Annotated in this window: 16 protein-coding genes; 12 read left to right on the forward strand and 4 right to left on the reverse strand. The window is 45.0% G+C overall.

The genetic code is table 11. From position 1 onward, the window contains the following. The first annotated feature begins 57 nt into the window (after nucleotides 1-57). The 3 genes from JGK14_RS21070 (at nucleotide 58) to JGK14_RS21080 (ending at nucleotide 9003) form a co-directional block, all read left to right on the forward strand. Complete coding sequence (locus tag JGK14_RS21070; protein ID WP_293178318.1) at nucleotides 58-936, forward strand: carbohydrate ABC transporter permease; 879 nt, start codon at nucleotides 58-60, stop codon at nucleotides 934-936. A 350-nt stretch (nucleotides 937-1286) separates the two neighbouring features. After that, nucleotides 1287-7502: a hybrid sensor histidine kinase/response regulator gene (locus tag JGK14_RS21075; protein ID WP_325315446.1), complete on the forward strand. Its 6216-nt coding sequence runs from the start codon at nucleotides 1287-1289 to the stop codon at nucleotides 7500-7502. Between the two features lie 4 nt (nucleotides 7503-7506). Continuing rightward, nucleotides 7507-9003 (forward strand): hybrid sensor histidine kinase/response regulator, encoded by a 1497-nt coding sequence (locus tag JGK14_RS21080; protein WP_325315447.1) that lies wholly within the window; start codon nucleotides 7507-7509, stop codon nucleotides 9001-9003. 172 nt (nucleotides 9004-9175) lie between these two features. On the opposite strand, the gene JGK14_RS21085 is transcribed toward JGK14_RS21080, so the two are convergent. After that, nucleotides 9176-9382: a hypothetical protein gene (locus tag JGK14_RS21085; protein WP_293143836.1), complete on the reverse strand. Its 207-nt coding sequence runs from the start codon at nucleotides 9380-9382 to the stop codon at nucleotides 9176-9178. Nucleotides 9383-9547: 165 nt separating this feature from the next. Here JGK14_RS21085 and JGK14_RS21090 point away from each other — a divergent pair, with 165 nt between their 5' ends. Next, nucleotides 9548-9958 (forward strand): peptide chain release factor 1, encoded by a 411-nt coding sequence (locus tag JGK14_RS21090; protein ID WP_293178309.1) that lies wholly within the window; start codon nucleotides 9548-9550, stop codon nucleotides 9956-9958. Nucleotides 9959-10200: 242 nt separating this feature from the next. Here JGK14_RS21090 and JGK14_RS21095 read toward each other — a convergent pair whose 3' ends face one another. Next, nucleotides 10201-11712 (reverse strand): hydroxysqualene dehydroxylase, encoded by a 1512-nt coding sequence (locus JGK14_RS21095; RefSeq protein WP_293225869.1) that lies wholly within the window; start codon nucleotides 11710-11712, stop codon nucleotides 10201-10203. 527 nt (nucleotides 11713-12239) lie between these two features. Between JGK14_RS21095 and JGK14_RS21100 the strand changes: the two genes are divergently transcribed. Then, the gene (locus JGK14_RS21100; RefSeq protein ID WP_325315448.1) at nucleotides 12240-14465 is read left to right on the forward strand and encodes a hypothetical protein; all 2226 of its coding nucleotides are present in this window, start codon (nucleotides 12240-12242) and stop codon (nucleotides 14463-14465) included. 298 nt (nucleotides 14466-14763) lie between these two features. On the opposite strand, the gene JGK14_RS21105 is transcribed toward JGK14_RS21100, so the two are convergent. Beyond that, entirely contained in the window at nucleotides 14764-15366 is a 603-nt protein-coding gene (locus JGK14_RS21105) for a hypothetical protein (RefSeq protein ID WP_293178300.1), read from the reverse strand. Nucleotides 15367-15491: 125 nt separating this feature from the next. On the opposite strand from JGK14_RS21105, the gene JGK14_RS21110 reads away from it, so the two are divergent. The 5 genes from JGK14_RS21110 to JGK14_RS21130 all read left to right on the forward strand — a co-directional run bounded on the left by JGK14_RS21110 (nucleotide 15492) and on the right by JGK14_RS21130 (nucleotide 20637). Continuing rightward, nucleotides 15492-16253 (forward strand): OmpA family protein, encoded by a 762-nt coding sequence (locus JGK14_RS21110; RefSeq protein WP_293178297.1) that lies wholly within the window; start codon nucleotides 15492-15494, stop codon nucleotides 16251-16253. A 156-nt stretch (nucleotides 16254-16409) separates the two neighbouring features. Further along, entirely contained in the window at nucleotides 16410-17285 is an 876-nt protein-coding gene (locus tag JGK14_RS21115) for an ABC transporter permease (RefSeq protein WP_293197885.1), read from the forward strand. Between the two features lie 123 nt (nucleotides 17286-17408). Then, a complete protein-coding gene (locus JGK14_RS21120; protein ID WP_293197888.1) occupies nucleotides 17409-18266 on the forward strand; it encodes an ABC transporter permease in 858 nt (285 codons plus the stop codon). A 51-nt stretch (nucleotides 18267-18317) separates the two neighbouring features. Further along, nucleotides 18318-19376: an ABC transporter substrate-binding protein gene (locus JGK14_RS21125; protein ID WP_293178288.1), complete on the forward strand. Its 1059-nt coding sequence runs from the start codon at nucleotides 18318-18320 to the stop codon at nucleotides 19374-19376. 172 nt (nucleotides 19377-19548) lie between these two features. Next, complete coding sequence (locus JGK14_RS21130; RefSeq protein ID WP_293178285.1) at nucleotides 19549-20637, forward strand: ABC transporter ATP-binding protein; 1089 nt, start codon at nucleotides 19549-19551, stop codon at nucleotides 20635-20637. A gap of 419 nt (nucleotides 20638-21056) precedes the next feature. Here the strand turns inward: JGK14_RS21130 and JGK14_RS21135 are convergent, their stop codons facing one another. Beyond that, nucleotides 21057-23234 carry a protein phosphatase 2C domain-containing protein gene (locus JGK14_RS21135; protein WP_293225873.1) on the reverse strand — a complete coding sequence of 726 codons (2178 nt, stop codon included), beginning with the start codon at nucleotides 23232-23234 and terminating at the stop codon, nucleotides 21057-21059. Nucleotides 23235-23568: 334 nt separating this feature from the next. On the opposite strand from JGK14_RS21135, the gene JGK14_RS21140 reads away from it, so the two are divergent. Together JGK14_RS21140 and JGK14_RS21145 are read left to right on the forward strand one after the other, a co-directional pair. Next, the gene (locus JGK14_RS21140) at nucleotides 23569-24000 is read left to right on the forward strand and encodes an NfeD family protein (protein WP_293178279.1); all 432 of its coding nucleotides are present in this window, start codon (nucleotides 23569-23571) and stop codon (nucleotides 23998-24000) included. A 213-nt stretch (nucleotides 24001-24213) separates the two neighbouring features. Then, nucleotides 24214-25182, forward strand: a complete 969-nt coding sequence (locus JGK14_RS21145; RefSeq protein ID WP_293178273.1) for an SPFH domain-containing protein — start codon at nucleotides 24214-24216, stop codon at nucleotides 25180-25182. Nucleotides 25183-25289 lie beyond the last annotated feature (107 nt).

The raw sequence follows: 25289 nt of genomic DNA on the forward strand, positions 1-25289 counted from the left end.
TATAGACGCGGTTTCAACCGCCGTCTTATTATTAACCAAGACTAATTACCAATTATTATGCCTTTGAATTTTTTCCGCCGCTATTCAACGCCTTATTTGTTTTTGTTTCCGGCTTTGTTTGTTTTGACTTTGACTGTTTTGTGGCCTGCTTTACAAGCTTTTTATTTGAGTTTTACGAGTTACGAATATGATTTAACTCAAATGCCGCAGTGGGTGGGTTTGAAGAATTTTGAGCGGTTGTGGCGCGATCGCACTTTTTGGCAAACTTTGACCAATACGCTGCTGTATCTCATCTGTGTTGTGCCTGTATTGGTTGTTATACCGTTGGGAATGGCAATTTTGTGCAATCAAAAGCTGCGGGGGATGAACTGGTTCCGCGCAGCATATTACACGCCGGCGGTGATTTCGATGGTTGTCGCGGGGATTGCTTGGAAGTGGCTGTTTGCTGAGACGGGATTGCTGAATCAGTTCGGAGAATTGTTGGGTTTACCTCCGGTTTCTTGGCTGGCCAATCCGAAGGTGGCAATTTTTAGCGTGATGGCAGTTACTGTCTGGAAAGGCTTAGGTTATTACATGGTGATTTATTTAGCTGGGCTGCAATCTATTCCGGCAGAACTTTATGAAGCCGCTGCGATTGATGGTTCGGAAGGTTTGCGGAAACACTGGGATATTACTGTGCCGCTGATGAAGCCTTATTTGGTTTTGGTGGCGGTGATTTCGGCGATTTCTGCTACTAAGGTTTTTGAAGAAGTTTATATTATGACTCAGGGCGGCCCTCGCAATAGTTCTAAGACTGTTGTTTATTATCTTTACGAACGGGCTTTTAAGGATTTGGAAATTGGTTATGCTTGTACGATCGCCCTAGTTTTGTTTTTGCTGATTTTGGGTTTGTCGGTTTTGCAAGTTAGCCTTCAGGGTTTGACTCGCAATGATTAGTTGACAGTTGACAGTTGACAGTTGACAGTTGACAGTTGACTTGACAGAGGAAAGAGAGAAGAAGATAAGAAGGCTGTTAAAACCCTTGGCGCGGCAAATGTTATATTAAACACAATTTAATCAGTAAGAATACGTATTAATCAGTAAGAATACGTAAGTGCGATCGACTTAAAGATTAAGCCAAATAGCCAATGCCAAAGCTGCGATCTTTGCACTAATGTTGATTATGCCTCGGAATCTGTTTCACCCAACCTGTGCCATCACCCCTCTAACACGGGCGATCGACTTCCGCCCACAGCACAACTCGGGTAAATTTGCAGTCAACCCTTTAAATTCAAATTGATTAAACTATGATTTTACTAACAGGCTATCAAATCACGGAACAAATTTATTCTGGTATCAATACTGCGATCTATCGGGGAATCTGGGAACAAGAAAACCTACCCGTCATAGTCAAAACCCTGAAAAGCGAGTATCCAACTCTCGAAGAGATTACTCGCTTGAGACACGAATATACAATCCGAAAAAATCTAAGAAATATAGAAACTATTGTTAATTCATACCGCCTAGAAACGTATCAAAATAGTGTAGCACTCACATTAGAAGACTTTGGTGGCTTGGCTTTGTCAAAACTTCTAACTACTCAAAAAATTAAATTAAAACATTTTCTCGAAATAGCCGTGCAGCTAGCTCAAAGTTTGGGTGAAATTCATAAAAACCAGATTATTCACAAAGATATTAAACCGCACAATATCATTATCCATCCCGAAACCTATCAGGTCAAAATTACTGACTTCAGCATCTCCTCGCGCTTGGTTAGAGAAAACGCAAGTCCCAGCTATCCCAATTTGCTCGAAGGTACGTTAGCTTATATTTCGCCGGAACAAACTGGTAGAATGAATCGGGCGATCGACTATCGCAGCGATTTTTACTCGTTAGGTGTCACTTTTTACGAGATGCTGACTGGTGAATTGCCGTTTAATGCGATCGACCCTTTAGAATTAGTTCACTGTCACATCGCTAAAATCGCACCCGCGCCCCACAGTTTGAAGCCGGAAATTCCCGAAGCAATCTCTGCCATCGTGATGAAGTTGTTGGAGAAGACGGCGGAAGATAGGTATCAAAGTGCCGACGGGCTGAGGTTTGATCTCGAAACTTGTCTCGCACAACTCCAAGCTGGCGGCAATATATCTGATTTTACTGCCGGAAATGCCGATCGGGCCGGTCAACTCCTCATCCCCCAAAAACTATACGGTAGAGAAGCCGAAGTCGCCGCTTTACTAGCCGCCTTTAACCGAGTTAGCGGTGTAGAACCCCCCCAACCCCCCCTTGCTAAGGGGGGGCTTTCGGAGCTTTCCCAAAGCACCGGAGAACCCCCCCAACCCCCCCTTGTTAAGGGAGGGCTTATTGAAAGTTCTTCATCCTCCTTAACAAGCAAAACAGGGGGAGTCGAATTAATCCTGGTTTCCGGTTACTCCGGCATCGGCAAATCCTGCTTAGTCAATGAAGTTCAAAAACCCATAGTTCGACAGCGCGGCTATTTTATTGGTGGCAAATTTGACCAATTCAAGCGCAACATTCCCTACGCTTCCGTGATTCAAGCATTCCAGTCATTAATTCGGCAGTTACTAACCGAAAGCGACGCATCTATTCAGACTTGGAAACAAAAACTGCTAGCCGCTTTGGGAACCAGCGGTAAAGTTGTCACAGACGTGATTCCCGAAGTCGAACTAATTATCGGCAAACAGCCGGAAGTTCCGCAATTAGGGCCGACAGAATCGCAAAACCGATTTAATCGGGTGTTTAAACAATTCATTAGCGTGTTTACTGCAAAAGAACACCCGCTAGTAGTTTTTCTCGACGATTTGCAGTGGGCAGATTCGGCATCTCTGAAATTAATTGAACTGCTGGTGACAGACTCAGATAGCAAATATTTGCTAATAATTGGAGCTTATCGAGACAACGAAGTCAGCGCCACTCATCCGCTGATTGCCACAATCGAAAATATTCAAAAGACTGCGGTAATAACTCCCGAAATAGTCAGCAATATTGTTCTCGCTCCCTTAGAATTTAGTCATGTAGAACAATTAATCTCAGAAACTTTAAAAAGCAATATATCCGAAAATATAAAACTTTTAGCAGAGCTACTTTTCAACAAAACCCAAGGCAATCCCTTCTTTCTAACTCAGTTACTCAGAACTCTTTATCAAGAAAATCTGTTAGTTTACGATTTTCCATCCAGTACGTGGCAGTGGGATCTCGGACACATCCAAGCTATTGGGATTACTGACTGCAATGTCGTAGAGTTAATCGATCGAAATATTCGGAAGTTGCCTGTCTCGGCGCAGTCAGCATTAAAATTAGCTGCCTGTATTGGCAACCAGTTTAAGTTAGAAGTTCTCTCAATTGTCAGCGAAAAATCTCAGAAAGAAACAGCATTAAACCTCTGGGATGCTCTTCAGGCTGGTCTAGTTTTGCCACTGAGCAACGATTACAAAATTCCGCTGGTTTTTGAAGGTTTAGAAACGGGGCTGGCTGGGCTGCAAGATGTGAAGGTTGACTACAAGTTTTTGCACGACAAAGTGCAGCAAGCAGCTTATTCTTTGATTCCCGATGGCGAAAAACAAGCAACGCACGTCAAAATCGGTCAACTGCTGCTCAACAATACTCCCCCCTCTGAGATTGAAGAAAATGTCTTTGATATTGTCAATCAATTGAATTTTGGTGTTGAATTTATTGCAGACAAAGCCGCAAAAAATGAACTGGCAAAACTGAATCTGATTGCCGGAAAAAAAGCTAAGGCATCCAATGCTTACGAAGCCACTATCAGATATTTGAATGTCGGTTTGGCGCTGATTAATTCCCCTCAGTCCCCCGTAAGTATAGGATCGAGTTGGCAGACTGATTATGATTTGACGCTGAATCTTCACGTTGAAGCAGCGGAGGCGGAATATCTGAATACTAACTTTGGGCGATCGCAAGAATTAGCAGACATCGTGTTACAACAAGCGACAAACCTGCTCGACAAAGTTAAGGTTTACGAACTGCAAATCCAGTCTTATTTGTCTCAAAACCAGATGGTTGAAGCCATCGATACTGGTTTAAAAGCTTTGGAAATCTTGGGATTTACCTTGTCGGAAATTCCCCCACAGGGTTTGACTGCAATTAAGTTACCTCAGCTTGATGAACTAGAAAATGTTCCGGTAATGACTGATAGCTATCAGTTGGCGGCAATGCGGATACTTTCGGCTGTTGTTTCTCCTGTTTTTGTGGCAAAACCAGAACTATTGCCGCAGGTTATCTTTACAATGGTCGATTTTTCGATTAAACGGGGTCATTCAGCACTTGGGGCGATCGCCTATATTTGGTATGGCTTGCTGCTGGCTGGTGCCTTAGGAGAGATCGACGCTGGATATCATTCTGGACAGCTAGCTTTGAAGCTGTTAGAGCAATTCAATGCTAAACAATTTAAATGCAAAGTTTACCACCTGTTTAACACTTTTGTGCGCCACTGGAAAGAACACGCTAAAGAGACGATTGCCCCCTTGATCGAGAGCGTTCAAAGCGGTCTGGAAACTGGAGACTTAGAATTTAGTAGTTATGCTGCTTTAAACAGTTGTTCTTGCCCTTTTTTGATTGGAGAACAACTAGAAAATGTCGAACACAAACAAGTGCAATACTTCACTTTAGTACAAAATCTCAAGCAAGAACTTTCGATGGAATTGCTGGGTATCTGGGGGCAAATCATTTTAAACTTGCGAGGAATATCCGCAAACAAATCTCAATTAATAGGTGAAAAGTTTAATGAAGCAGAAATTTTGCCTCGGCTGCAACAGGCTAACAATTATATGTCTCTTTTTAATGTTTATCTCGCTAAATTGCTGTTAAATTACTTATTTAAACAGCCCGACAAAGCAGTTGCTGACGCATCTTTGGCAGCCGAATATGCCTCAGCAGCAATTGGCTTCATGATGATCGGTACGCACAATTTTTATTATTCGTTAGCACTGCTTGCTGTGTATCCAACTGCAAACAGCGCAGAACAAGCAAAATACTTGATGCAGGTAGCAGCGAATCAAGAAAAAATGCAGAAATGGACACACCACGCACCAATGAATTACCAGCACAAATATGAGTTGGTTGAGGCTGAGAAAGCGCGGGTGTTGGGAGAAAAAGACCGGGCGATCGCATTTTACGATCGCGCAATCCAACATTCCCGCGAACAGGGATACATTCAGGAAGAGGCTTTGGCGAATGAATTAGCTGCTGAGTTTTACCTGTTTGCGGGGCGCCAGAAGGTGGCTAAGGTTTACATGACTGATGCTTACTACGGTTACATCCGTTGGGGTGCGAATGCTAAGGTTACTGATTTGGAGGAACGCTATCCGCAGTTGATTGTACGGATGCCGGAAAGTGATAGTCTCACAATTAGCGATCGCCCGACTGTGACTGTAACTTCTGCAACCGTTACCGGTACTCACAAAGCTTTGGATTTCGCTACCGTCATGAAAGCATCTCTGGCTATCTCCGGCGAAATTGTCCTCGATGCTTTGCTGGACAAATTGATGCGGATTTTGTTGGAAAATGCGGGGGCCCAAACTGGGTTTTTGATTGCACCCAAAAATGGTGAATTTGTCATTGAAGCTGCGGGAGAGGTTGGCGGCGATGTGCGGGTGCTCTCGGGCGCGGGCTTGGATTGTGCGTATCCGCGATCGCTAATCAATTTTGTCGATCGCACTCAGCAAGATGTCGTGTTGAATGACGCCAGCAGCGACGCTATTTTCCACAATGACCCCTACATCGTCGATCGCCAGCCAAAATCGGTGTTATGCGCGGCGATCGTCTATCAAGGCAAATTAACCGCGATCCTGTATTTGGAAAACAATTTGACAACCGGCGCTTTTACAGGCGATCGCTTGGAAGTATTGAAGCTGCTTTCGTCCCAAGCTGCGATCGCCCTCGAAAATGCCCGTCTTTACACAAACTTAGAAACTGCCAACAAACAACTCGCAGAATACAACTTTACCCTAGAAGCAAAAGTAAAAGAACGCACCCAAGAATTACACCAAAAAAACTCGCTACTTTCCCAAGAAATTAAAGAACGCCAAAAAGCCGAAGCCGCCGCCCGAGATGCCAGCCACGCCAAAAGCGAATTTTTAGCTAACATGAGCCACGAATTGCGAACACCCCTCAACGGCATTTTAGGTTACACCCAAATCTTTAAGCGCGACAAACATTTGACCTCGCAACAACAGAATGGAATTGGCGTTATTCACCGCTGTGGCGAACACTTGCTCGCTTTGATAGAGGATATTTTAGACCTTTCTAAAATCGAGGCAAGGAGAATGGAACTCGTGGCCACAGACTTTGATTTTCCCGATTTCATTCAAGGCATTAATGCTATTTGTAGCATTCGGGCAAGTCAAAAAAACATAGCTTTTAATTGCGAATATCTTTCGTATCTCCCCAGTGCAATCTCGGCAGATGAAAAGAAGTTGCGCCAAATATTGATTAATTTAATTGGTAATGCTGTTAAGTTTACTGAAAGGGGTGGGGTAACATTTAAGGTTTCAGTAGTGGATTGTGTAAGCGATGAAAATAGGACTGAAGTCCTCACTACGAAGGTGAGGATTCGGTTTCAGGTTGAAGATACAGGAATTGGGATCGCTGCTGATGAATTGCCAAAGATATTTACACCTTTTGAACAGGTGGGCAATACCCGCCGCCATACCGAAGGAACCGGATTGGGATTAGCAATCAGCCGGGAATTAGTCGAGATTATGGGCAGCGAATTACAAGTAGAAAGCACTTTAGGCAGAGGTAGCATTTTCTGGTTTGAGTTAGATTTGCTAGCAGTTGACAGCCCAGAAATAAATAAAAAGTATTCCCAAAAATTTATCAAAGGTTTCAATGGTACTAACAAAAAACTTCTGGTGGTTGACGATCAGTGGGAAAATCGCTCGGTTTTAATTCACCTGCTCGAACCGTTGGGTTTTGAAATAATTGAGGCTACAGACGGTCAAGATTGTTTGAATAAAGCCCTGGAATTTCAACCGGATTGTATCTTGATTGATTTGGTAATGCCGGTGATGGACGGATTTGAAGCGATGCGGCAAATTCGCAAGTTGCCGCTCTTTAAAAATGTGGTCACGATCGGCACTTCTGCTAGTATTATGGCAGTGGAAAAGCAGGGAAGTTTAGCAGCAGGATGCAATGCTTTTCTCCCCAAGCCGATCCGGGCTGAGGAACTTTTAAATTGCTTGCAAGTTCATTTAGAGTTAGAATGGATTTATGAGAATTTGGAAGACGAAAATTATGAATCTGAAGATTCCGACAACCAATCTAAAATTCCAGATGAAAAAATTATCCCTCCTCCGGCAGAGGAAATAGCTGTACTTTTTGAATTAGCAATGATGGGTGACTTAGGAGGAATTCAAAAACAAGCAGAAAAATTGGCCAAAATTAATGCAAAATATGTCTCTTTTGCCAGCCATATGAATCAATTAGCTAAAAATTTTGAAGAAGCAAAGATTTTAGAATTCGTAGAACAATATAGGAAGCATTGAAAACATGAGCATCTTACCTTTGGAAGAGAGCGTTATCTTGATCGTCGATGATAACCAAAATAATTTGGCAGTGCTGTTTGATTTTTTGACGGAATCGGGGTTTAAAGTGTTGGTGGCAAGGACGGGAGAGAGCGCTATCAAAAAAGCTGAATACTCGCTGCCAGATTTGATATTGCTGGACGTATTAATGCCGGGAATTGATGGGTTTGAAACTTGCCGGCTTTTGAAGGCTGGCGATTTGACAAAGGAGATTCCGGTGATTTTCATGACAGCGCTGGATGAGACGGAAGATAAGGTAAAAGGATTTAATTTGGGAGCTGTTGATTACGTTACTAAGCCGATTCAAAATCAAGAAGTCTTAGCTCGGGCTAAAGCGCATTTGAGCATCCGCAAGCTGACTCAAAAACTTCAGGAGCAAAATGCCCAGATGCAGCGTGAAATTGTCGATCGCAAACAAGCTCAAATTAACCTGGAACAACTGGCTGCCGAGTTGGAAAAACGGGTAGAGTCGCGCACTGTGGAACTTTGTCAAACCAACGAGCGGCTACAGGAAGAGGTGAACCAGAGACAGCAAACACAGGAGAATTTACAGCAGTCCCTGCACAAGCTCCAGCACGCCCAGTCGTTGTTAATTCAGAGCGAAAAAATGTCGGCTTTGGGGCAAATGGTGGCGGGAATTGCTCACGAAATTAACAATCCGGTAAATTTTATCTGCGGCAATCTCAATTACGTTCGCGATTATACTGAAGATTTGCTCAAGGTACTCAATCTTTACCAGCAGCACTATCCCGAACCCGCAGCGGAAATAACATCAACAGCAGAAGCGGTAGAGATTGAATTCATCAAGGATGATTTGCTGAAAATGCTAGACTCGATGCGGCTAGGTGGCGATCGCATTCGGGATATAATTCTGTCTCTACGGTATTTTTCGCGACAAGAAGGGCGAGAAATGGAGCTGATTGATATTCATCAAGGTATTGACAGCACGCTGATGATTTTGCAAAATCGGCTGAAATTTAAGGCGAACCGTCCCGCGATTCAGGTGATTAAGGAGTACGATACCGATTTGAAAAATGTAGAGTGCTGCGGCGGGGAGATCAATCAGGTATTTATGAATATTTTAGCTAATGCCATCGATGCGATAGAAGAATCATGCACTGAAAAAACTATGGAAGAAATTAAAATAAATCCCTACCAGATTCGGATTTGTACGAAAGTCCACAACCCGAACACGGCAATTATTAAAATTGCTGACAGCGGGCCGGGAATCAGTGAGGATTTGTGCGATCGTATTTTTGACCCATTTTTTACAACAAAGCCTGTGGGAAAAGGTACGGGAATCGGCCTGTCAATTAGCTGGCACATTGTCACAGAAAAGCACGGTGGCAGTTTGCGCTGTTGTTCGACACCAGGCCAAGGAACCGAATTTGCGATCGAGCTTCCAATTCGACAAAAAGTGCGAGAAATGGCGACCTCCGGTTCCAAAATAGTAGACCGCTAATCATTGCCCTTGGGGCGCCCCAGAAGCCATAAAAAAAGCAGGTTTGTGAGCGAAAAAATCCGTCTAAGACTGTAAAAAATCAACGTATAAATCCGGCATTTAATGAGATACTCCCAAAAACAAAAAGCATCGCCCATTTGAAAGGGCGATGCTGTTTCCCAAATGGGTAATTCTATTCAGGAAAATCAGGGATTACCCATTTGGGAGGTTCCGTCCGTTTCCTTCTCACCGCTTCCTCTGCCATTTCTAGCATTTTGTCGAGAGAAGTATTTTCAATAAAGCTTGAAGTTGCTTCTGCGTATTCCCGCTTCGGACACTTGTCGCCCAAAACGCAGCCGTTGACGCAAGCTACAGCACAATCGACAGTGTTCTCCACCATAACTTTTTTCCTTTCACGGTTCCAACAACTAGCAGGCAGATGCTCTGGGTGAATTTGTCAAGAGACTGCCCTCTATGTTCATTTTACTTTACAAACTGGCATCAAATGTCGATCGCCAGCGCAAAACTGTTATAAAATCAAAGCAACCTACCAAATTTGCCGATTATGAGCAATTTTCTGCGCCGCTTAAAACTTTTCCCCTGGCGAGAAATGCTGCAAATTGCCGCCCTCGTCAACTCCATCGTGATTGGACTGGAACTATTTTTAGCCTGGGGTTTCACGCAATCGCGGGTAATCCGCAACATTCTGACACTTCTCTACGGCTCCTCCCTCGGAATATTGATACCTTTTGTTACAGCCGTGGGAATGGGAGCTTTAGCAGTGTACTTTTTGGAGTATTGGCAGCAGCAATTTTTGCTCAACCGGACTAATTTGTGGGTTTTAGTTTTGTGCGTAATCTTGGGTTTGGTATTAAAGTCATTCCTGCCCATACCTGCTTTTTTAGCAAGTTTATCGGAAGCTGCACTAATAGGAATTACCGTGGGAGTTTTTTGGAAGGGTCGGCCTTATTGGTGATAGTCAGTTGACAGTTGACAGTTGACAGTTGACAGTTGACAGTGATTGTAGGGTGCTTCAGGGTTGAATGTCTTGAGTATAAATTAATATTTTTTGCCCTGACGCACCCTACGATTAGTTACTTTTTCACCCACATTGACAGTTTCAATCAACTATTTTGATGAAAAACCCGGTTTCTCGCCACCCGTGCATAAGTCCTACTTAGTTAAAGCAATACATTTCCTCTTCCCTCTTCCTTCTAACTATGGCAGCCAAAAATCGGGAATAACAGCTTTAGTCAAACTGCGAGCAAACTGATTAATCTGTCTGCCGATTTGAATGTGCGGTTCGTCAGCCTCCACCGGAATAATTGTCGCTTTGTTGCCGATTCCGAAACGCGAAACTACGAAATTTGCCGCCTCCAAACCAGTAACATAAGCCTTTTCCTGCGACCAAGAACCGTGACGGGTCACAACCCAATCGCCGCTCATAAATACATTATCATAACTTGTGACCGCAGGCAACAAATACTGATAACTTCCCGGTGCAAAATGCGTCACCGCCCGCGATAAACGAATCGCGCTGCTGTCGATTACTTTAGCCTCCCGAAAAGCCGGAATACAAGTCGCCAAATCCCGCTGAACAAGAGCAACTATTTCCTCATCTTTCAGGGGAATTAATTGATTGGCGTGATAAAAATCAGCTTCCACAACTGTTCCCGGTTCGGATCGGAACTCGTCGTGCAAAGCATTCAAATCAAAAAACGTCCATCCCGTAGTCGAACTAAATCCAAAACAGGCATTTGAAGGCAGCGGAATCTCAATTTTTCTGTCAAACCACAGGCGAACAGCTAACACGTCAACAGCGCCCAAGTTCATCACGTCCCGAAACTCTTGGCGGGTTTGCAAAGCGGGGCTGCTGCTGATAATTTTTTGCATTCCGGTAACGCCAACTGCAAAAATAACTGCATCTGCATCGAATGTTTCGTCGCCGCAGACAACTCCCTTGGCTTGATTGTTGCTGTCAACTATGACATCAGTAACTCGCCGTTTTGTCAATACTTGGGCGCCGATTTTTTCTAGGCGTTCTACCCACGGACGAAAGATTTTTTCTCCGACAGTGCCGCGACACCAAACTACATCAAAATCTGCTTGGTGTGCTAAAATGAAATAATAAAGCATTCCCAAAGCTGCGGCGGCCGAACACTGTTCTCCGGGTGCAAATAAACCTACTAATAACATCGGCTCAAAAGCATCCCGGTACAGCCTTGCAGATACGCCAAACTGTTTGAACAATTCGCGGGCTGTCACGCGATCGTACCGCTGCCAAGCTTCGTCGGAATTGTCGAAATCTAGTACGGCATAGAGTAAGGGTAAGGCTGAAAGGCGATCGACTAATGGCAGTCTTTTAAATCGCGTGTACAAGAATGTTCCTAACGGTGTGGGAAGTCTGGGTTCGTCCTGAAAAATGGGAGATTCAACTTCCAATCCGGCGGGGGAATACTGACAAGAACGAGTCCAAGGCGTGAAGGGATCGAGCCCTAATTCCTTGACTAATGAAAAGATATTTTTGTAAGGATACCAGAAGCCGTGAATGCCTGCTTCTACGGAACGCCCGCCGGCGGTTTTCCATCCCGCAACTAAGCCTCCCGACTGAGGCCCTGCTTCTAATAAAGTTACGTCATATCCTTGTTGGGCTAGGTGATAGGTGGCGCCTAAACCGGCCCATCCGGCGCCGACTACGACTATTTTTCGGGTTGGCGATTCTGCTGACATTGCGTACCTCTTGATTCTTTATTTATGATGACATAATTGATAAAATAAAGCGAGATATAACCTTTCTCAGAAAGATGAGGTACTCATGGGAATTGGCCAAACAGGGAATTGGCCAAACAGGGCATTGGCCAAACAGGGCATTGGGCATTGGGGATACCTCACTTTTTTGAGAACCGCTATATAGCTTCACTAATTTAGATGAGGTCTGTCTGGTAATCGGGAATTGGTCGCGCTTGACTAAGCTCATTTTATAAGCGCCATATGAACTCGATTATCAGAAGGTTAGACGAGGTTTTTTTACCAGAAAGAATTGGTTGAAAGGCTCTCGCCGATCGGGAGAAATTAAAATCAGACTATTGATTACTCCAATCCTCTTCCTTCTAAATAGAGGTCGCTCTCAAACTGTCAACTATCAACTGTCAACTGTCAACTGTTGAAGGCGATAGCTGTTATATTAAAACGTTAAGGTTGGTTTTTTCGGCGAATTAAGATTAGAGTAAAATACACAAACAGAACGGGTTGTCAATATGCAATTGATTAATTATTTGACTGCTGTTTTTGGGGTGATTTGGCAGAATAGCATTTTTCACTGGGCGGCGCTAATTTTGCTGTGCGCGGCTGTTTGGGGCGAGTACACTTCTGTGAAGCAGTACCAGCGTTATGTGGGCGCGAAAAGCCGATCGACTTTTGAGGCTGTCAACTATTTGAGCTCGAAGTTAGAAAAGGGTATGTCAGGGGCGATCGATCTACAGCAACCGGAAACAGCAACAGACTCTTGGAAACTTCTCCTCGACTGGTTTAGCGAGCACTTGGCGGGCGACACAATCGCAGACGGCGAGGCTTACAGGGCGCAGGTAAAATCCGGGCGGTTTCTCTTATTTCAGTATCCGGCCATTTTAGGGCGATCGGCACCTCGGAGTCAGTGGCGGTTTGTGCCCAGCGTCTTAGTAGCCCTCGGGGTTTTAGGTACATTTTACGGCATTCAAACCGGATTGCAGGATGTTAACTTGGGTTCGCTGGAAGATACCAAACAATTGCTACCCTCGATTAGCACGTTGCTGGAGGGGATGAAAACAGCGTTTTCCACTTCTCTAATGGGTTTGGGTTCTTCTAGCGTATTTACGATCGTGTTGGCTTGGGGCGATCGCGCGCGCGTTGCTAATCAATCCAATTTGCGCGCCAAATTAGATAAAATCGCGAAATTACAAACCCCCGAACAACTGTTTTCCCGCGCCAATTCCAGCGACGGCGATGCTGAAAGTGCGATCGAATTGGCGATCGAGACAATGAGAACCGGATTTGCTCAAATCGTCGAGGCGCAAAGCAATGTGAACTCCCAGGCGATCGGACAGCAAATCGGTTTAGCAATGACCCCAGTTTTCCACGACATTCGTCAAGAATTATCCGTACTCCAACAGATTAAATCAGACCAAGGGGAACAGATATTAAACAACCTACTTTCCGGCCTCCGCACCGAAGTAATTGAACCCGTAGTTGGGCGATTAGATCAAAGTGCTCAGTTAACTCAAGAAGCATCCGAAGCTGTCAGAGAACTGAAGAACGAATTAGGCGGAATCTCTTCTAGTTTAGCACAATCTATCCTAACAATTCAAACTTTCCAGCAAGATACATTAGTACAGTTGCAAGAATTTGCCAACAACTTGCAGCAAATTTTAGGACAGTTTCAAACCGACACCCACAGCGTTTTGCAAGAAATGGCCACCGAAATACGATCGGGAGTTGGAGAAAGCATTGAAGGGATGAAAGCGCAAAGAACAGCCTTTCAAGAAAGCGCCCAAGAAGCCGCCAACACCTTTAGAGGAATCCAAGATAACTTGCAAGAATCTCTCCACACTCAAGCCGAACAAGAAAGAGAAATGCTGCAAGGCGTAGAAACCCGGATGACAAATATTTTAAATGCCACCCACTCCGCTTTTCAAACTCAGTCTGACACTCTAAAAGTAGTAGGTGACGAAGCTTCTGGATTGATGGATAAAGCCCGAGAAAATCTGGTAGGTAGCTTGCAGAATGTTGACTCAATGCTGCAAAACACCCGCGTCACAGTCCAGGAAGAATTAGACAACTTCAGAGTAACGTATCAAGCCTCTCTCCAGCAATTTTTTACCCAACAAAACAATTTATTAGAAGGAACATTAGGCAAACAGCAAAAAGGTTTAGCACAGGTTGTACTCGGCTTGCAGAAAGTTTTTCAAGAAGAATCAGAAAAACGCAAATTGATGTCGCAGCAAGTTGACCAAAGTATGAGCCAAATTTTGACAACAGCCGCAGAAGTCAGTCAGTTTGCTAATTCTGTAGGCTTGAATTCCAGCCAGCGTTTGGCACAGTTGCAGGAATTAGCAAAGATAACCGGACAAGAAGTGCTGCGGGTAGAAAGCGTTTATGAAAAAATGGCAAATCAGTTCAATGTAGAAGGAGAAAGATTGCAAACTACCTATACAAATTTGGTGAATCAATTAAATGCAGCTTTGCAAGCAGAACAAGAACAAGTGCGGCGGGTAGAAAGTGCCTATCAAAACATGACAAATCAGTTCGATCGCGCGCTGGAGTTGGGCAACAATCAATTAGTTGGCTATTTGGAAAGAACTACTTCATCGCAGCACAAGTTTTTTGAAGAAGCAGATACTTCGATGGCGAAAGTGTGCAGTGGGTTGCAAGAAAGTTCCGACGGTTTGATGCAGGTTGCTCATTATTTGGTGGCTGCTGCTGATAATTTGGGAACAAAGAAACCCTAGGGTGGGTTTTACGATAACCGAGAAACACGCAGATATAAAGGTGTTCAAAAAGATAAGGTAAGTTGTTGGGCTTCAGCCCTCTTATCTAAAAGGTACGTTGTTGGGCTTCAGCCCTCTTATCTAAAAGGTACGTTGTTGGGCTTCAGCCCTCTTATCTAAATATACGCTTAAAGGTACGTTGTTGGGCTTCAGCCCTCTTAACTTAGTGGCTATATAAGCTGTCAGTCATACCTCACTTTTTTGATAACCCCTATAATAAACCCGACCTCCATAGTTGCAATCGCTTGATATTCTGCAATCAAGCATCTTTCACCATCCAAACTAACAAGCTGAGAATATGCTCGACAGGGGGCAGCGGATAGTCGGTTAGGTCGATCGTTATTATCTGTCCCTCCAGCTTCAAAAACCGCCATTGCGTGCCGCTGGTAACGCAACCGTAGACAGCCCCAAGCAGTTGCTCTTTTGCCCGATTAAATTGTTCTACAGCCAGCATTTCTGCAATGCACTGTCCCAGCCCAGATTTCAGGTCAGATTTTTTCGCCTCAACCACAACAATTGCTGGCGCTTCCACCGTCAGTTGTTCGGGAGAACGGCTAATTAGGAAATCACAAACTCCGTTAAGTCCAACACTCGGATCGACATTGAATTCTTCGCCAGAAAACACACTAATTTGACGGTTGAGAATTCGTCGCACTTCGAGCAATACAGGATTTATAATGACTTCAGAGCGAGCTTTTTCGGTGTCTACAGCGATCGCCCAAGGTACATCCTCTAAAATCGCCAATAACTTAGAACTAGGGGCGATCGGCTCAACAGAGTCCGGGAAAAATCTGCTTCCCTCAACAATCGTCAGGTGAAAATCTCGCTTCACCTTGTCAATACTAAACTGACTGTAGAGCATAATATTTTCTTGTTGTTTTATTCTAGAGTGTAATGTAAAATAGCAGAATATATCAAAAGTTCCACACCAATAATTATATGTCAAATATGACAGTAAAAAATCAAAATTAATACCTCACCAAAAAAATGAGAAATATATCAGATTTAGACAATGCACCAGAAATAGAAGAAGAGGAAGACTCCAGCGTACTGCTGTCGATCGGCGATTTAATGTCCGGCTTGCTGATGTTATTCGCCCTCCTGTTCATCACCGTGCAAATTCAACTTAGCGAAAAGGCGAAAATGCTCGATGAGAAAATCCTTCAGGTGGAAAAACTGCGGCAGGAATTGCAGCAATATCAAAAGGCTTTTGAAGGACTGCCGCAGATTATTGTCAATGCTTTAGAGGGAAAAGTTGGAGACAAAGATATTTTTACTGTTGACCCCGGAACCGGAGATGTCAGCATTCGCGATCGCATTTTGTTTGATAATAACAGTTCCGTCCTCAAACCCGAAGGTAAAAAGTTTTTGCAAGCCTTCATTCCCATCTATACCCAAGTGCTTTTTGCAAACAAACAGTTTGAAAAACAAATTTCTCGCGTTGTCATCGAAGGACATACCAGTTCCGCAGGTTCCGATTCCAAAAATCTGGAACTGAGTTTGCGTAGGGCTTTAGCTGTTTCTAATTATATGTTTTCCAATGAGGTTAATTTTCCTAAAAAAGCCGAATTGCAGCAAAAAGTATTAGTTTCTGGACGGGGAGAATTAGATGCGAATCCGACTCAAAATGCAGCGGGCGATCGCAAAGTCGTTTTCCGCTTCCAATTCCGCCGCGAAAACTTGAATGTTGACGTAAACCGCCAATTACCCTCGCCCGAAAGCAAAAGCCCGAATTCTACCCCTAGATAAATGCTGCGGCTTGACGAAGAATTTCACAGGTGGTACCCGCCACGTGATTTATCCGTGGAATCAATCCCAAATCGAAAATCGAAAATCCTCTCTTCCCCCGAATTTATCCGTGGGGGGAATTATTAGTCCTATACGCACGGGTAGCCAAACACCCTGATGAAATCGCTCTTTCCCAATCCAAAATCGAACAGCGAACATAGAAAACTGTATAACCTGTTGCTGCTATTATTTCCCGCCAGCGCATGGCTGAGCGTTTTCTTCGTTCTGCCGGTGCTAATTGTACTATTGTACAGTTTCTTAGAGCGCGGTACCTACGGCGGGATTACTTGGGTATTTACTCTCAGCAACTACCAGCGTTTGTTTAGCTGGGTTTTTTTAGGGGTAATTGGTCGATCGCTCTTTTTGGCTTTTTTGACAACCGCGGCTTGTTTGTTAGTCGGCTATCCCCTAGCATTTTTCATCGCCACCCGTCCTCCCCGCTGGCGAAATGCCTTGCTTTTGCTGATAATTATTCCATTTTGGACTAACTTTCTAGTGAGAACCTACGCCTGGATCATTCTGCTGCGGAGCGAAGGAGTAGTGAACATAGCCCTGCAAAACCTGCAAATAATTACCGAACCGTTAAACTTGCTGTTTACGCCTTTCGCTGTGGCGATCGGTCTGATTTACGGCTATTTACCTTTCATGGTTCTGCCTTTATATTCTAGCATAGAACGCTTCAATTTTTCATTAGTTGAAGCAGCTCAAGATTTAGGAGCAAATGATATTCGCACTTTTTGGCGCGTATTTTTACCGCTGACAACTCGCGGCATTGTTGCGGGTTCTATCCTCGTGTTTGTTCCCGCAGTCGGCGCTTTCATTACACCCGATATATTGGGCGGGTCGAAAACAATTATGGTGGGAAATTTGATTCAAAATCAGTTTATGAAATCCCGCGATTGGCCTTTTGGTTCGGCGCTTTCTATGCTGTTGACGGTAATAATATTAGTTCCTGTTTTAATTTACTTCCGCGTCTCCGACGAAACGGAATAAGTGGTGTGTACTGCGCGCCTTACATTTAGGTTAAGATGAGCTAATGACCAATGACTATTGACCAATGACTATTGACCAATGACTGCTGTTCGCGAGGACGCTCGCACTAATGACTATTGACTAATGACTAAAATAAAACTAGATTTATTTGTTCGGGCGATCGCCAAAAAGTGGCTTTGGGTACAAGCTGCACTAGCATTTGCCTTTCTCTACTTGCCAATTCTCATCTTAATTATTTACTCGTTTAACAGCTCCAAATTTAACGCAGTTTGGCGCGGTTTTACCCTCGATTGGTACGGCAGCTTGTTTAGCAATGCAGGCGCGACTCTTGCTACCAGCAGCAGTGCCGGAATTTTGCCAGCACTTAGCAATAGCTTGCTAATTGCAGCTATTTCGACAGCTTTAGCGACTATTTTCGGTACCATGCTCGCGCTAGCGCTTGAACGCTTTCATTTTCCGGGACGCAAAGCAGTAGAAGCTTTACTATTTTTGCCGATTATTATGCCCGAAATTACGATCGGCATTTCGCTGCTAGTTTTCTTTACCCTAGCATTTCGGATCGTAGAAAATCTCACCGGAATCCGCCTCAATCTCGGCTTACCCACAGTAATTATCGGTCACGTTGTCTTTAATATTTCATTCGTAACGATTACCGTCAGGGCGCGTTTGGCGGAACTCGATCCTCAATTAGAACAAGCAGCCTTTGACTTGGGTGCTAACGAATGGCGGACTTTTTGGCGGATTACTCTCCCTCTAATTTTGCCAGCTATTTTCAGCGCAGCACTGCTGGCTTTTACTTTGTCGCTGGACGATTTTGTCGTGACATTCTTTACCACCGGTGTCGGTTCGATGACGCTGCCGCTATTGGTTTACGGCATGATAAAATTTGCAGTGACGCCAGCAATTAATGCCATCTCAACTTTGATGTTGCTAGCTTCTTTATTGCTGGTTGTATCCTCGCTAAGAGTTAAAAAAAGTTGAAAAACTTGCTTTGTGTGTCATAATTAATTTTGCCTACAACTAACAAAACTCATGAAACGCCTGCTGACTTTCTTACTTTTGTTTGTGATGAGTGCAACGGTGGTTTTCGGATGCAGCCGCACAGGCAGCAACCAGCAAGTCCTCAGCATTTACAATTATGCAACTTATATCGCTCCCGAAGCGATCGCCCAATTCGAGAAAGAGAACAATGTAAAAATTCAATACGACACTTTCGAGAACAGCGACGCACTCTACGCCAAACTCAAACAGGGAAATCCCGGTTATGATGTCATATTTCCCGCCGATTACATGGTCAGAATCATGGCAGCCGAGAATATACTTGAACCGCTAGATCCTGCAAAAATTGTTAACAAAAATAATCTCGATTCAAAATGGCTAAACCAAACATTTGACCCTGGCAATAAATATTCATTGCCCTATCAGTGGGGAACAATGGGAATTGGCTACAACATCAAAGCAACCAAGGACGAGATTAACAGTTGGGGGGCGATGTTCGATCCTAAATATACGGGAAAAATAGCATGGCAAGATGATGCCCGATACACTTTTGCAGTGGTTTTAATGTATTTAGGATTTGACCCAAATACAACTAATCCCGAAGAAATTAACAAAGCCCGCGACTTGCTGATTAAAAATAAAAATATCATTGCTGCTTTTGTCCCCGACACGGGTCAAACTCTGCTCGATCAAGGAGAAGTCAACCTGACAATGGAATGGAGCGGCGATATTTTTCAGGTGATGAAAGAGAATCCAAATCTCCGCTACGCTATTCCCAAAGAAGGAACAATTGTCTTTTCTGACAACATGGCAATTCCCAAAGGTGCACCGCACAAAGAGTTAGCTGAGAAATTTATTAACTTTATTTTGCAGCCAGAAGTAGGTGCGACAATTTCTAATTTTACCCACTATGGCTCGCCGAATAAAGCAGCAATAGACAAAGGTTTAATTGACCCGAAAGATTTGAAAAATCCCCAAATTTATCCACCGGCTGAAATTTTTGGTAAGATGAAATTCTTGCAGGATGTCGGGAAAGCAACCGCATTGTACGATCGAGCTTCGACGGAAGTTAAAGCAGGAGCAGGAAAGTAAGCATTGGTGTCAACTTAAGGTCAAACTTAACTGGTTCCAAGGAAGAGCATGGTAACGAGTAGAAAGCGAGTAACTAACTAACTGTAGGGTGCGTCAGGGGGAAAATTATTGAGTATCTCGTCACAATATTCAGCCCTGACGCACCCTACAATAACTACTACGATAGATAAGAATGCACGCCGTCGAAATTTTAGACATTTCCAAAGTATTTAAAAGTGCCAGCAGTCAAGATTTCTTGGCTGTAGACAATATCAACCTGCAAATTAAAGATCGCGAATTCTTTTCTTTGCTCGGCCCTTCCGGCTGCGGCAAAACTACAACTTTGCGAATGATTGCGGGTTTTGAAATGCCCACAGCGGGCGAAATTTACATTCACGGCCAACCGATGCGGCATCGCCCGCCATTTCACCGCCCCGTGAATACGGTATTTCAAAATTATGCTTTATTTCCGCACATGACAGTAGCACAAAATGCTGCATTTGGCTTAGAAATGGAGAATTTGCCTCCCCAAACAATTCACGATCGCGTGGTGGCAGCTTTAGCATTAGTACAGTTAACCGATGTAGAAAAACGCTATCCCCGCCAACTCTCAGGAGGGCAGCAGCAGCGAGTAGCGTTGGCGAGGGCGTTGGTTAAAGAGCCTTCTGTTTTGCTGTTGGATGAACCCTTAGGGGCCCTGGATTTGAAGTTGCGTAAAGAGATGCAATTAGAATTAAAAAAAATGCAGCGACAATTGGGAATTACGTTTATTTATGTAACTCACGATCAGGAAGAAGCGCTCACCATGTCGGACAGAATTGCTGTGATGGAGGGAGGAAAACTGCAACAAGTCGGGACGCCTGTTGAGATTTATGAATATCCTAAAACGCGGTTTGTGGCTGATTTTATTGGGGACAGCAATTTTTTGACCGGGCGAGTAGTAGAAAAGCAACAGGGTAAAATAATCGTGTTGGTTGATCAGCAGTTGCCCGTGTTAGTTGCAACATCAGAAGATTTGCCCGCTGGGAAAGTTGTTACCCTGGTGTTGCGGCCGGAAAAAGCCACTATTTATCCGGCTAATTATGATGCTGAGCATAGCTGGCCGGGAGTAGTTGAAGAGGCGATTTATATTGGCACTGACACGCGCTATACGGTGCGCCTGACTGCTAAAAGCTCGATCGCCCTTCGCCGACAGAACTTGCACAGAGATGACTTGCAGCGGCACAAAATTGGCGACAGCGTTCGAGTCGCCGTGCCGCCGGAAAGTATCTGTATTTTATAGCGACAGGAAGAAGGAAGACACGACACAGATTTGCACACGAATGCACGTATATTCTCAGTAACAGTGCGGTGCTCTTATGGGCATAGGGCATAGGGCATAGGGCATAGGGCATAGGGCATTGGACTGGAACCCGTGTACTTCACCACTACAGGCAATAACATCTTCTACGCTGGCGATCGCAAATCCATCAAAACCTTACTAATTGGATTGCCATTCTATTTCAGAGGTGCGTTACTCGCAGGCTAAATGGAACTTCTCCCTATGGGGGAAGTTCCGATTAACAAGAGTCAAAAAATCATCCATCGAAGATGTCGATTTAGTGAATCGGAGTTGAAAGCCTCCGCGCTTTTAGCCCGAAGGTAAAAACAAGAGAAAAACTCTTGTAGTTATGCACAACAAATTCCCAAACTAGCCAACTTTTAAGGTGGGGGAATTTCCGGCGAGGGGGAAGGCACCGGAATTTCCGGAGGAGTTGTTGATTCTGGCGACGGCGCGGGAATCTCCGCAGGACTCGATTCTGGGGAGGGCGAGGGACTCTCGGCACCGGGCGAGGGACTCTCGGCACCGGGCGAGGGAATATCGGCACCGGGCGAGGGAATATCCGCAGGAGTTGGGGCGGTAGTTTCCGGCGGTGGCGGCAGTTGTTCGGGATCGGGGTTCTGGTTTTGGAGGCTCCGCACCCACAAACCTAAGCCCGCGAAGACTAGCATCAGCACCAACAGTCCCAGCAGCGGCCCCAAACGCTTCGGCTTCTGTTTTTCAACTGGTTCCGAGGCGGAGGCCGTTTCGGGGTACAGCAACTGTTTCGACGATTCAGAAAGTTGAGATTCTGGCATCCTCCCCGTTTTTTGGAGGGATACCGAGCCTGACACCGAGGGTGACATGGGTAGCGACACCGAGGGTGACATGGGTAGCGATATCGACGGCGACGCCGACGGTGCCGACGCCGTATCGAACAGTACGACTCTCTCCGGTGACATCCGACAGTAAGTCACCACTACAGAGGTGTTGTCGTAACCATTTTTCTCGTTGGCGAGGCGAACCCAAGACTGAGCAGCGGCTTCCAAGGACATTTTGCCCTCAAGTACCTCTGGGCCGTAATTCTGCCAAGATTGCTCTACCCAGTCGTTATCGCTCAAACCGTCGGAACACAGCAGCAGCAAGCCTTCCTCTTCGACAATAAATCGTTGAATCGTCGGGCGCAGAAAATCGCCGTCCCGCGTCCCCAAAGCTTGAGTGAGGGCTCCGGCATCCGATCGCAATTGAGTCTCCCAGTATAAACTGTGTCCTAGGTGCACTTCCCTAGACGCTACATCGTCGTCCACAGTTAGCCGCTGACAGTAATTGTTGCCAATCCAATAGGCGCGGCTGTCTCCAACATTGACCAAATAAAGTTCGTGACTGTTATTCGCGGGTACATCCTGAGAAACTTTCACTTTTTGAGGCAACTGGAGGGCCATCACCAAAGTGGTTCCCATGCGCTCCCGCAACTCTTTTCCTTGCTCGTTATTTTGAGCGGAAATCACATTATTCACAACTTTCACTATTTCTTCGAGTTGTTTGATGACCATTGCTGGCGCCATCAACTCTTCTTGTTCGGCGATTTCGGCGAGCAAATTTTGGATTAAAGCTTTCAGCGATTGCACGGCTAACTGACTGGCAACTTCTCCTCCTTCGTGGCCTCCAACCCCGTCGCAAACCATTGTCAAGTAAGGAATTAGTTTGTCATTTCCGGCACTTTTTATCGATTGAAAATCAGCAGCAGTCGGATAGCAACTATCTTCATTTTGGGAGCGCTGCGGCCCGGTATCGGTGATGCCGACTACTTCTAAATGCAGGGGCAATTTAGCAGCTTGTTCTAATAGTAAATCGTTAAGTTCCAGGGCGATCGCATCTAAGTTCATGCTGCTGCGGCGCATAAACAGACAAATCTCTCCGAGTTTCGACTGTACCTCAGGCTGCGCCGAGTCCACCAAACCAGACCACACATCTCCCAAATCCTTCAGCGTCGGTACAAAATTACCTCGATGCAGTTCCACCAGACGCACCCGCCAACCTTCCACGCGCAAATTTTCCGGTACCAGCAAACTCGCAGCGACTCCTTGTTCGGAAAGCGGCGCCCACAGTTGGAGCATTTGCCACAGCCAGTAAACTTGGCGCGTGGCACTTGTCTGAGCCCAAGCTTGTAGAATAGAAGGATACAGGCTACCGAAATTATTGACCGGCACATTTTCCAACAACAGCACCTCTGTGGCTTCTGCTGCTTCCCCGAGCGAACAAAAGCCGTATACTTCGGGCGTATGCAGCCGCTGGGGATACAAATGCAGGTAAGGCATAATTCTATCCGGCAGTTGTTCGGGGACGCTAGGAGGAATAGACGGACGGCTGTCGAGCCAGATTTGGGGTGCAATGACAAAATATCGATCGGCGATTATCTTACCCGCCGGCACTTCCTCGACTGTGGGGCCCACCGCCCACAAATAGCGATAAATTAAATCGGTTTCGCAAGCTGCACACTTCTGGCTGCCAAAGCTATTGCCGGGATCGGAACAGCTCAGATTCGGGCAATAAATCGGTTCGGAGAAACTACTGATCATATCGAAATAGTTTGTGTAAAAACATTCTGAAGATATATGATTGCCACGCTCAAATTCAGGAACTTGAGAATAAACTGATTTTAGCCCCTATCAATTTCTTAACTGCCTTTGGGGCACGAGAAATTGTAGTTGCTGCCGGTGGACACCGGCTAAAATTGTAATTTAAGTTACTAAAATCTGACTTTGAGTACAATGGAAGCCTCAACCTGGTACCGCGATGTGAACAATCGCGATCGGGCTAGCAAGTCATAAAGCCTTGCAGAGTCAGTCGTTGGCAATTCTTAAATCTCAAATTTCAAATCTAAGATATTTCATAGTATCACCAATTCTTTTTATGTTCTGGACTCCCACGCTCCTTTGGTTGCTAGTTGGGGCTTTGCTCTGTTTGGCAGAGCTATTTCTCCCCACTGCTTTTGTTGCTTTTATCCTGGGACTGAGTGCCTTCGCCGTCGCTGGATGCTCTCTAGTTTTACCTTACGTTAATTTACAAATATTCCTGTGGATGGTATTTTCGACAGTTTTTGTGCTGCTGTCCCGGCGATTGATACCAAAAGGCAAGGCATGGGCGATCGCAGATTCTGACGAAGCTAAAACTTTAACAGAAATTCTCCCAGGAGAATCGGGGCGAGTGATTTATGAGGGGAATTCTTGGCAAGCTCGCTGCGAAGACACTTCTACCGCTATCCCCCCCAACCAAAACGTGATAGTCGTCGGCAGGAAAGGCACTACTCTGATAGTTTTACCAGAACATTTGCTGCATTCTTAAAAAAGATGTGGAATTGGGAATTAGAAATTGGTAGTTGGGCATAGGGCATTGGGCATTGGGCATTGGGCATTGGGCATTGGGCATTGGGAATTGGGAATTGGGAATTGGGCATTGGGCATTGGGAATTGGCACTAACAAATAACCAATAACAAATAACCAATAACAAATAACCAACAGTCAATATTTAACAGTCAAGATTTATAGGAGGCGACCGTGGAACAATTGTTTTTACTCGTATTTTTAGCACTGGGCGGCTCAGCGATCGCAGGTTCCGTCAAGATTATCAATCAGGGAAATGAAGCGCTGGTGGAAACTTTAGGAAAATACAGCGGCAAGAAACTCGAACCTGGTTTGAATTTTGTCACACCGTTTCTCGATCGCGTCGTTTACGAACAAACAATTAGGGAAAAAGTCTTAGACATTCCCCCGCAAGCTTGTATCACGCGCGATAATGTTTCTTTCACCGTGGATGCTGTAGTTTACTGGCGGATTGTGGACTTGGAAAAAGCCTGTTACAAAGTCGAAAATCTTCAGTCAGCAATGGTGAATATGGTGCTGACTCAAATTCGCGCCGAAATGGGTCAACTCGACCTCGAACAAACGTTTACAGCCCGTTCTCAAATTAATGAAATCTTGCTCAGAGATTTAGATATTGTGACCGATCCTTGGGGAGTGAAAGTAACGCGGGTGGAATTGCGCGATATTATCCCTTCTAAAACTGTACAGGAATCGATGGAATTGCAGATGGCAGCCGATCGCCGAAAACGAGCGGCAATTCTGACATCCGAGGGCGAACGCGAGTCAGCAGTTAACAGCGCCAAAGGTAAAGCCGAAGCGCAGGTTTTGGATGCGGAAGCGCGGCAAAAAGCGACTATTTTGGAGGCGGAAGCTCAACAAAAGGCGATCGTGCTGAGAGCGCAAGCAGAACGCCAAAGTCAGGTTTTGAAAGCTCAAGCTACTTCTGAGGCTTTACAAATTATCGGTAAAACTCTACAAAATGACCCCAAGTCCCGCGAAGCTTTACAGTTTTTGTTAGCTCAAAACTATCTGGATATGGGATTAAAAATTGGCAGCAGCGATAGCAGCAAGGTGATGTTTATGGATCCGCGCAGTATCCCGGCTACGATGGAAGGATTGCGATCGATTGTTGGGGAAGGTAATAGTAATGAGGTGAAAAAATAGAAAAAAAGAGACGGCGATTGAAATCGCTTCTACACAAACGATGTCCGCCTCCGCGGACTAAGAATTAATTCAACCCGCGGAGGCGGGTTTCGTCTTTATAGCAGCGA

Origin of the sequence: Microcoleus sp. PH2017_28_MFU_U_A (assembly GCF_020738035.1) — a bacterium.
In the GTDB taxonomy this organism is placed as follows: domain Bacteria; phylum Cyanobacteriota; class Cyanobacteriia; order Cyanobacteriales; family Microcoleaceae; genus Microcoleus.

Bases quoted from the DNA above. Each gene is read 5' to 3' on its own strand.
- JGK14_RS21115 (WP_293197885.1), top strand. From the start codon at position 16,410: ATGAAATCGCTCTTTCCCAATCCAAAATCGAACAGCGAACATAGAAAA.
- JGK14_RS21085 (WP_293143836.1), bottom strand. From the start codon at position 9,382: ATGGTGGAGAACACTGTCGATTGTGCTGTAGCTTGCGTCAACGGCTGC.
- JGK14_RS21070 (WP_293178318.1), top strand. From the start codon at position 58: ATGCCTTTGAATTTTTTCCGCCGCTATTCAACGCCTTATTTGTTTTTG.
- JGK14_RS21135 (WP_293225873.1), bottom strand. From the start codon at position 23,234: ATGATCAGTAGTTTCTCCGAACCGATTTATTGCCCGAATCTGAGCTGT.
- JGK14_RS21110 (WP_293178297.1), top strand. From the start codon at position 15,492: ATGAGAAATATATCAGATTTAGACAATGCACCAGAAATAGAAGAAGAG.
- JGK14_RS21095 (WP_293225869.1), bottom strand. From the start codon at position 11,712: ATGTCAGCAGAATCGCCAACCCGAAAAATAGTCGTAGTCGGCGCCGGA.
- JGK14_RS21105 (WP_293178300.1), bottom strand. From the start codon at position 15,366: ATGCTCTACAGTCAGTTTAGTATTGACAAGGTGAAGCGAGATTTTCAC.
- JGK14_RS21080 (WP_325315447.1), top strand. From the start codon at position 7,507: ATGAGCATCTTACCTTTGGAAGAGAGCGTTATCTTGATCGTCGATGAT.
- JGK14_RS21120 (WP_293197888.1), top strand. From the start codon at position 17,409: ATGACTAAAATAAAACTAGATTTATTTGTTCGGGCGATCGCCAAAAAG.
- JGK14_RS21100 (WP_325315448.1), top strand. From the start codon at position 12,240: ATGCAATTGATTAATTATTTGACTGCTGTTTTTGGGGTGATTTGGCAG.
- JGK14_RS21130 (WP_293178285.1), top strand. From the start codon at position 19,549: ATGCACGCCGTCGAAATTTTAGACATTTCCAAAGTATTTAAAAGTGCC.
- JGK14_RS21075 (WP_325315446.1), top strand. From the start codon at position 1,287: ATGATTTTACTAACAGGCTATCAAATCACGGAACAAATTTATTCTGGT.
- JGK14_RS21125 (WP_293178288.1), top strand. From the start codon at position 18,318: ATGAAACGCCTGCTGACTTTCTTACTTTTGTTTGTGATGAGTGCAACG.
- JGK14_RS21140 (WP_293178279.1), top strand. From the start codon at position 23,569: ATGTTCTGGACTCCCACGCTCCTTTGGTTGCTAGTTGGGGCTTTGCTC.
- JGK14_RS21090 (WP_293178309.1), top strand. From the start codon at position 9,548: ATGAGCAATTTTCTGCGCCGCTTAAAACTTTTCCCCTGGCGAGAAATG.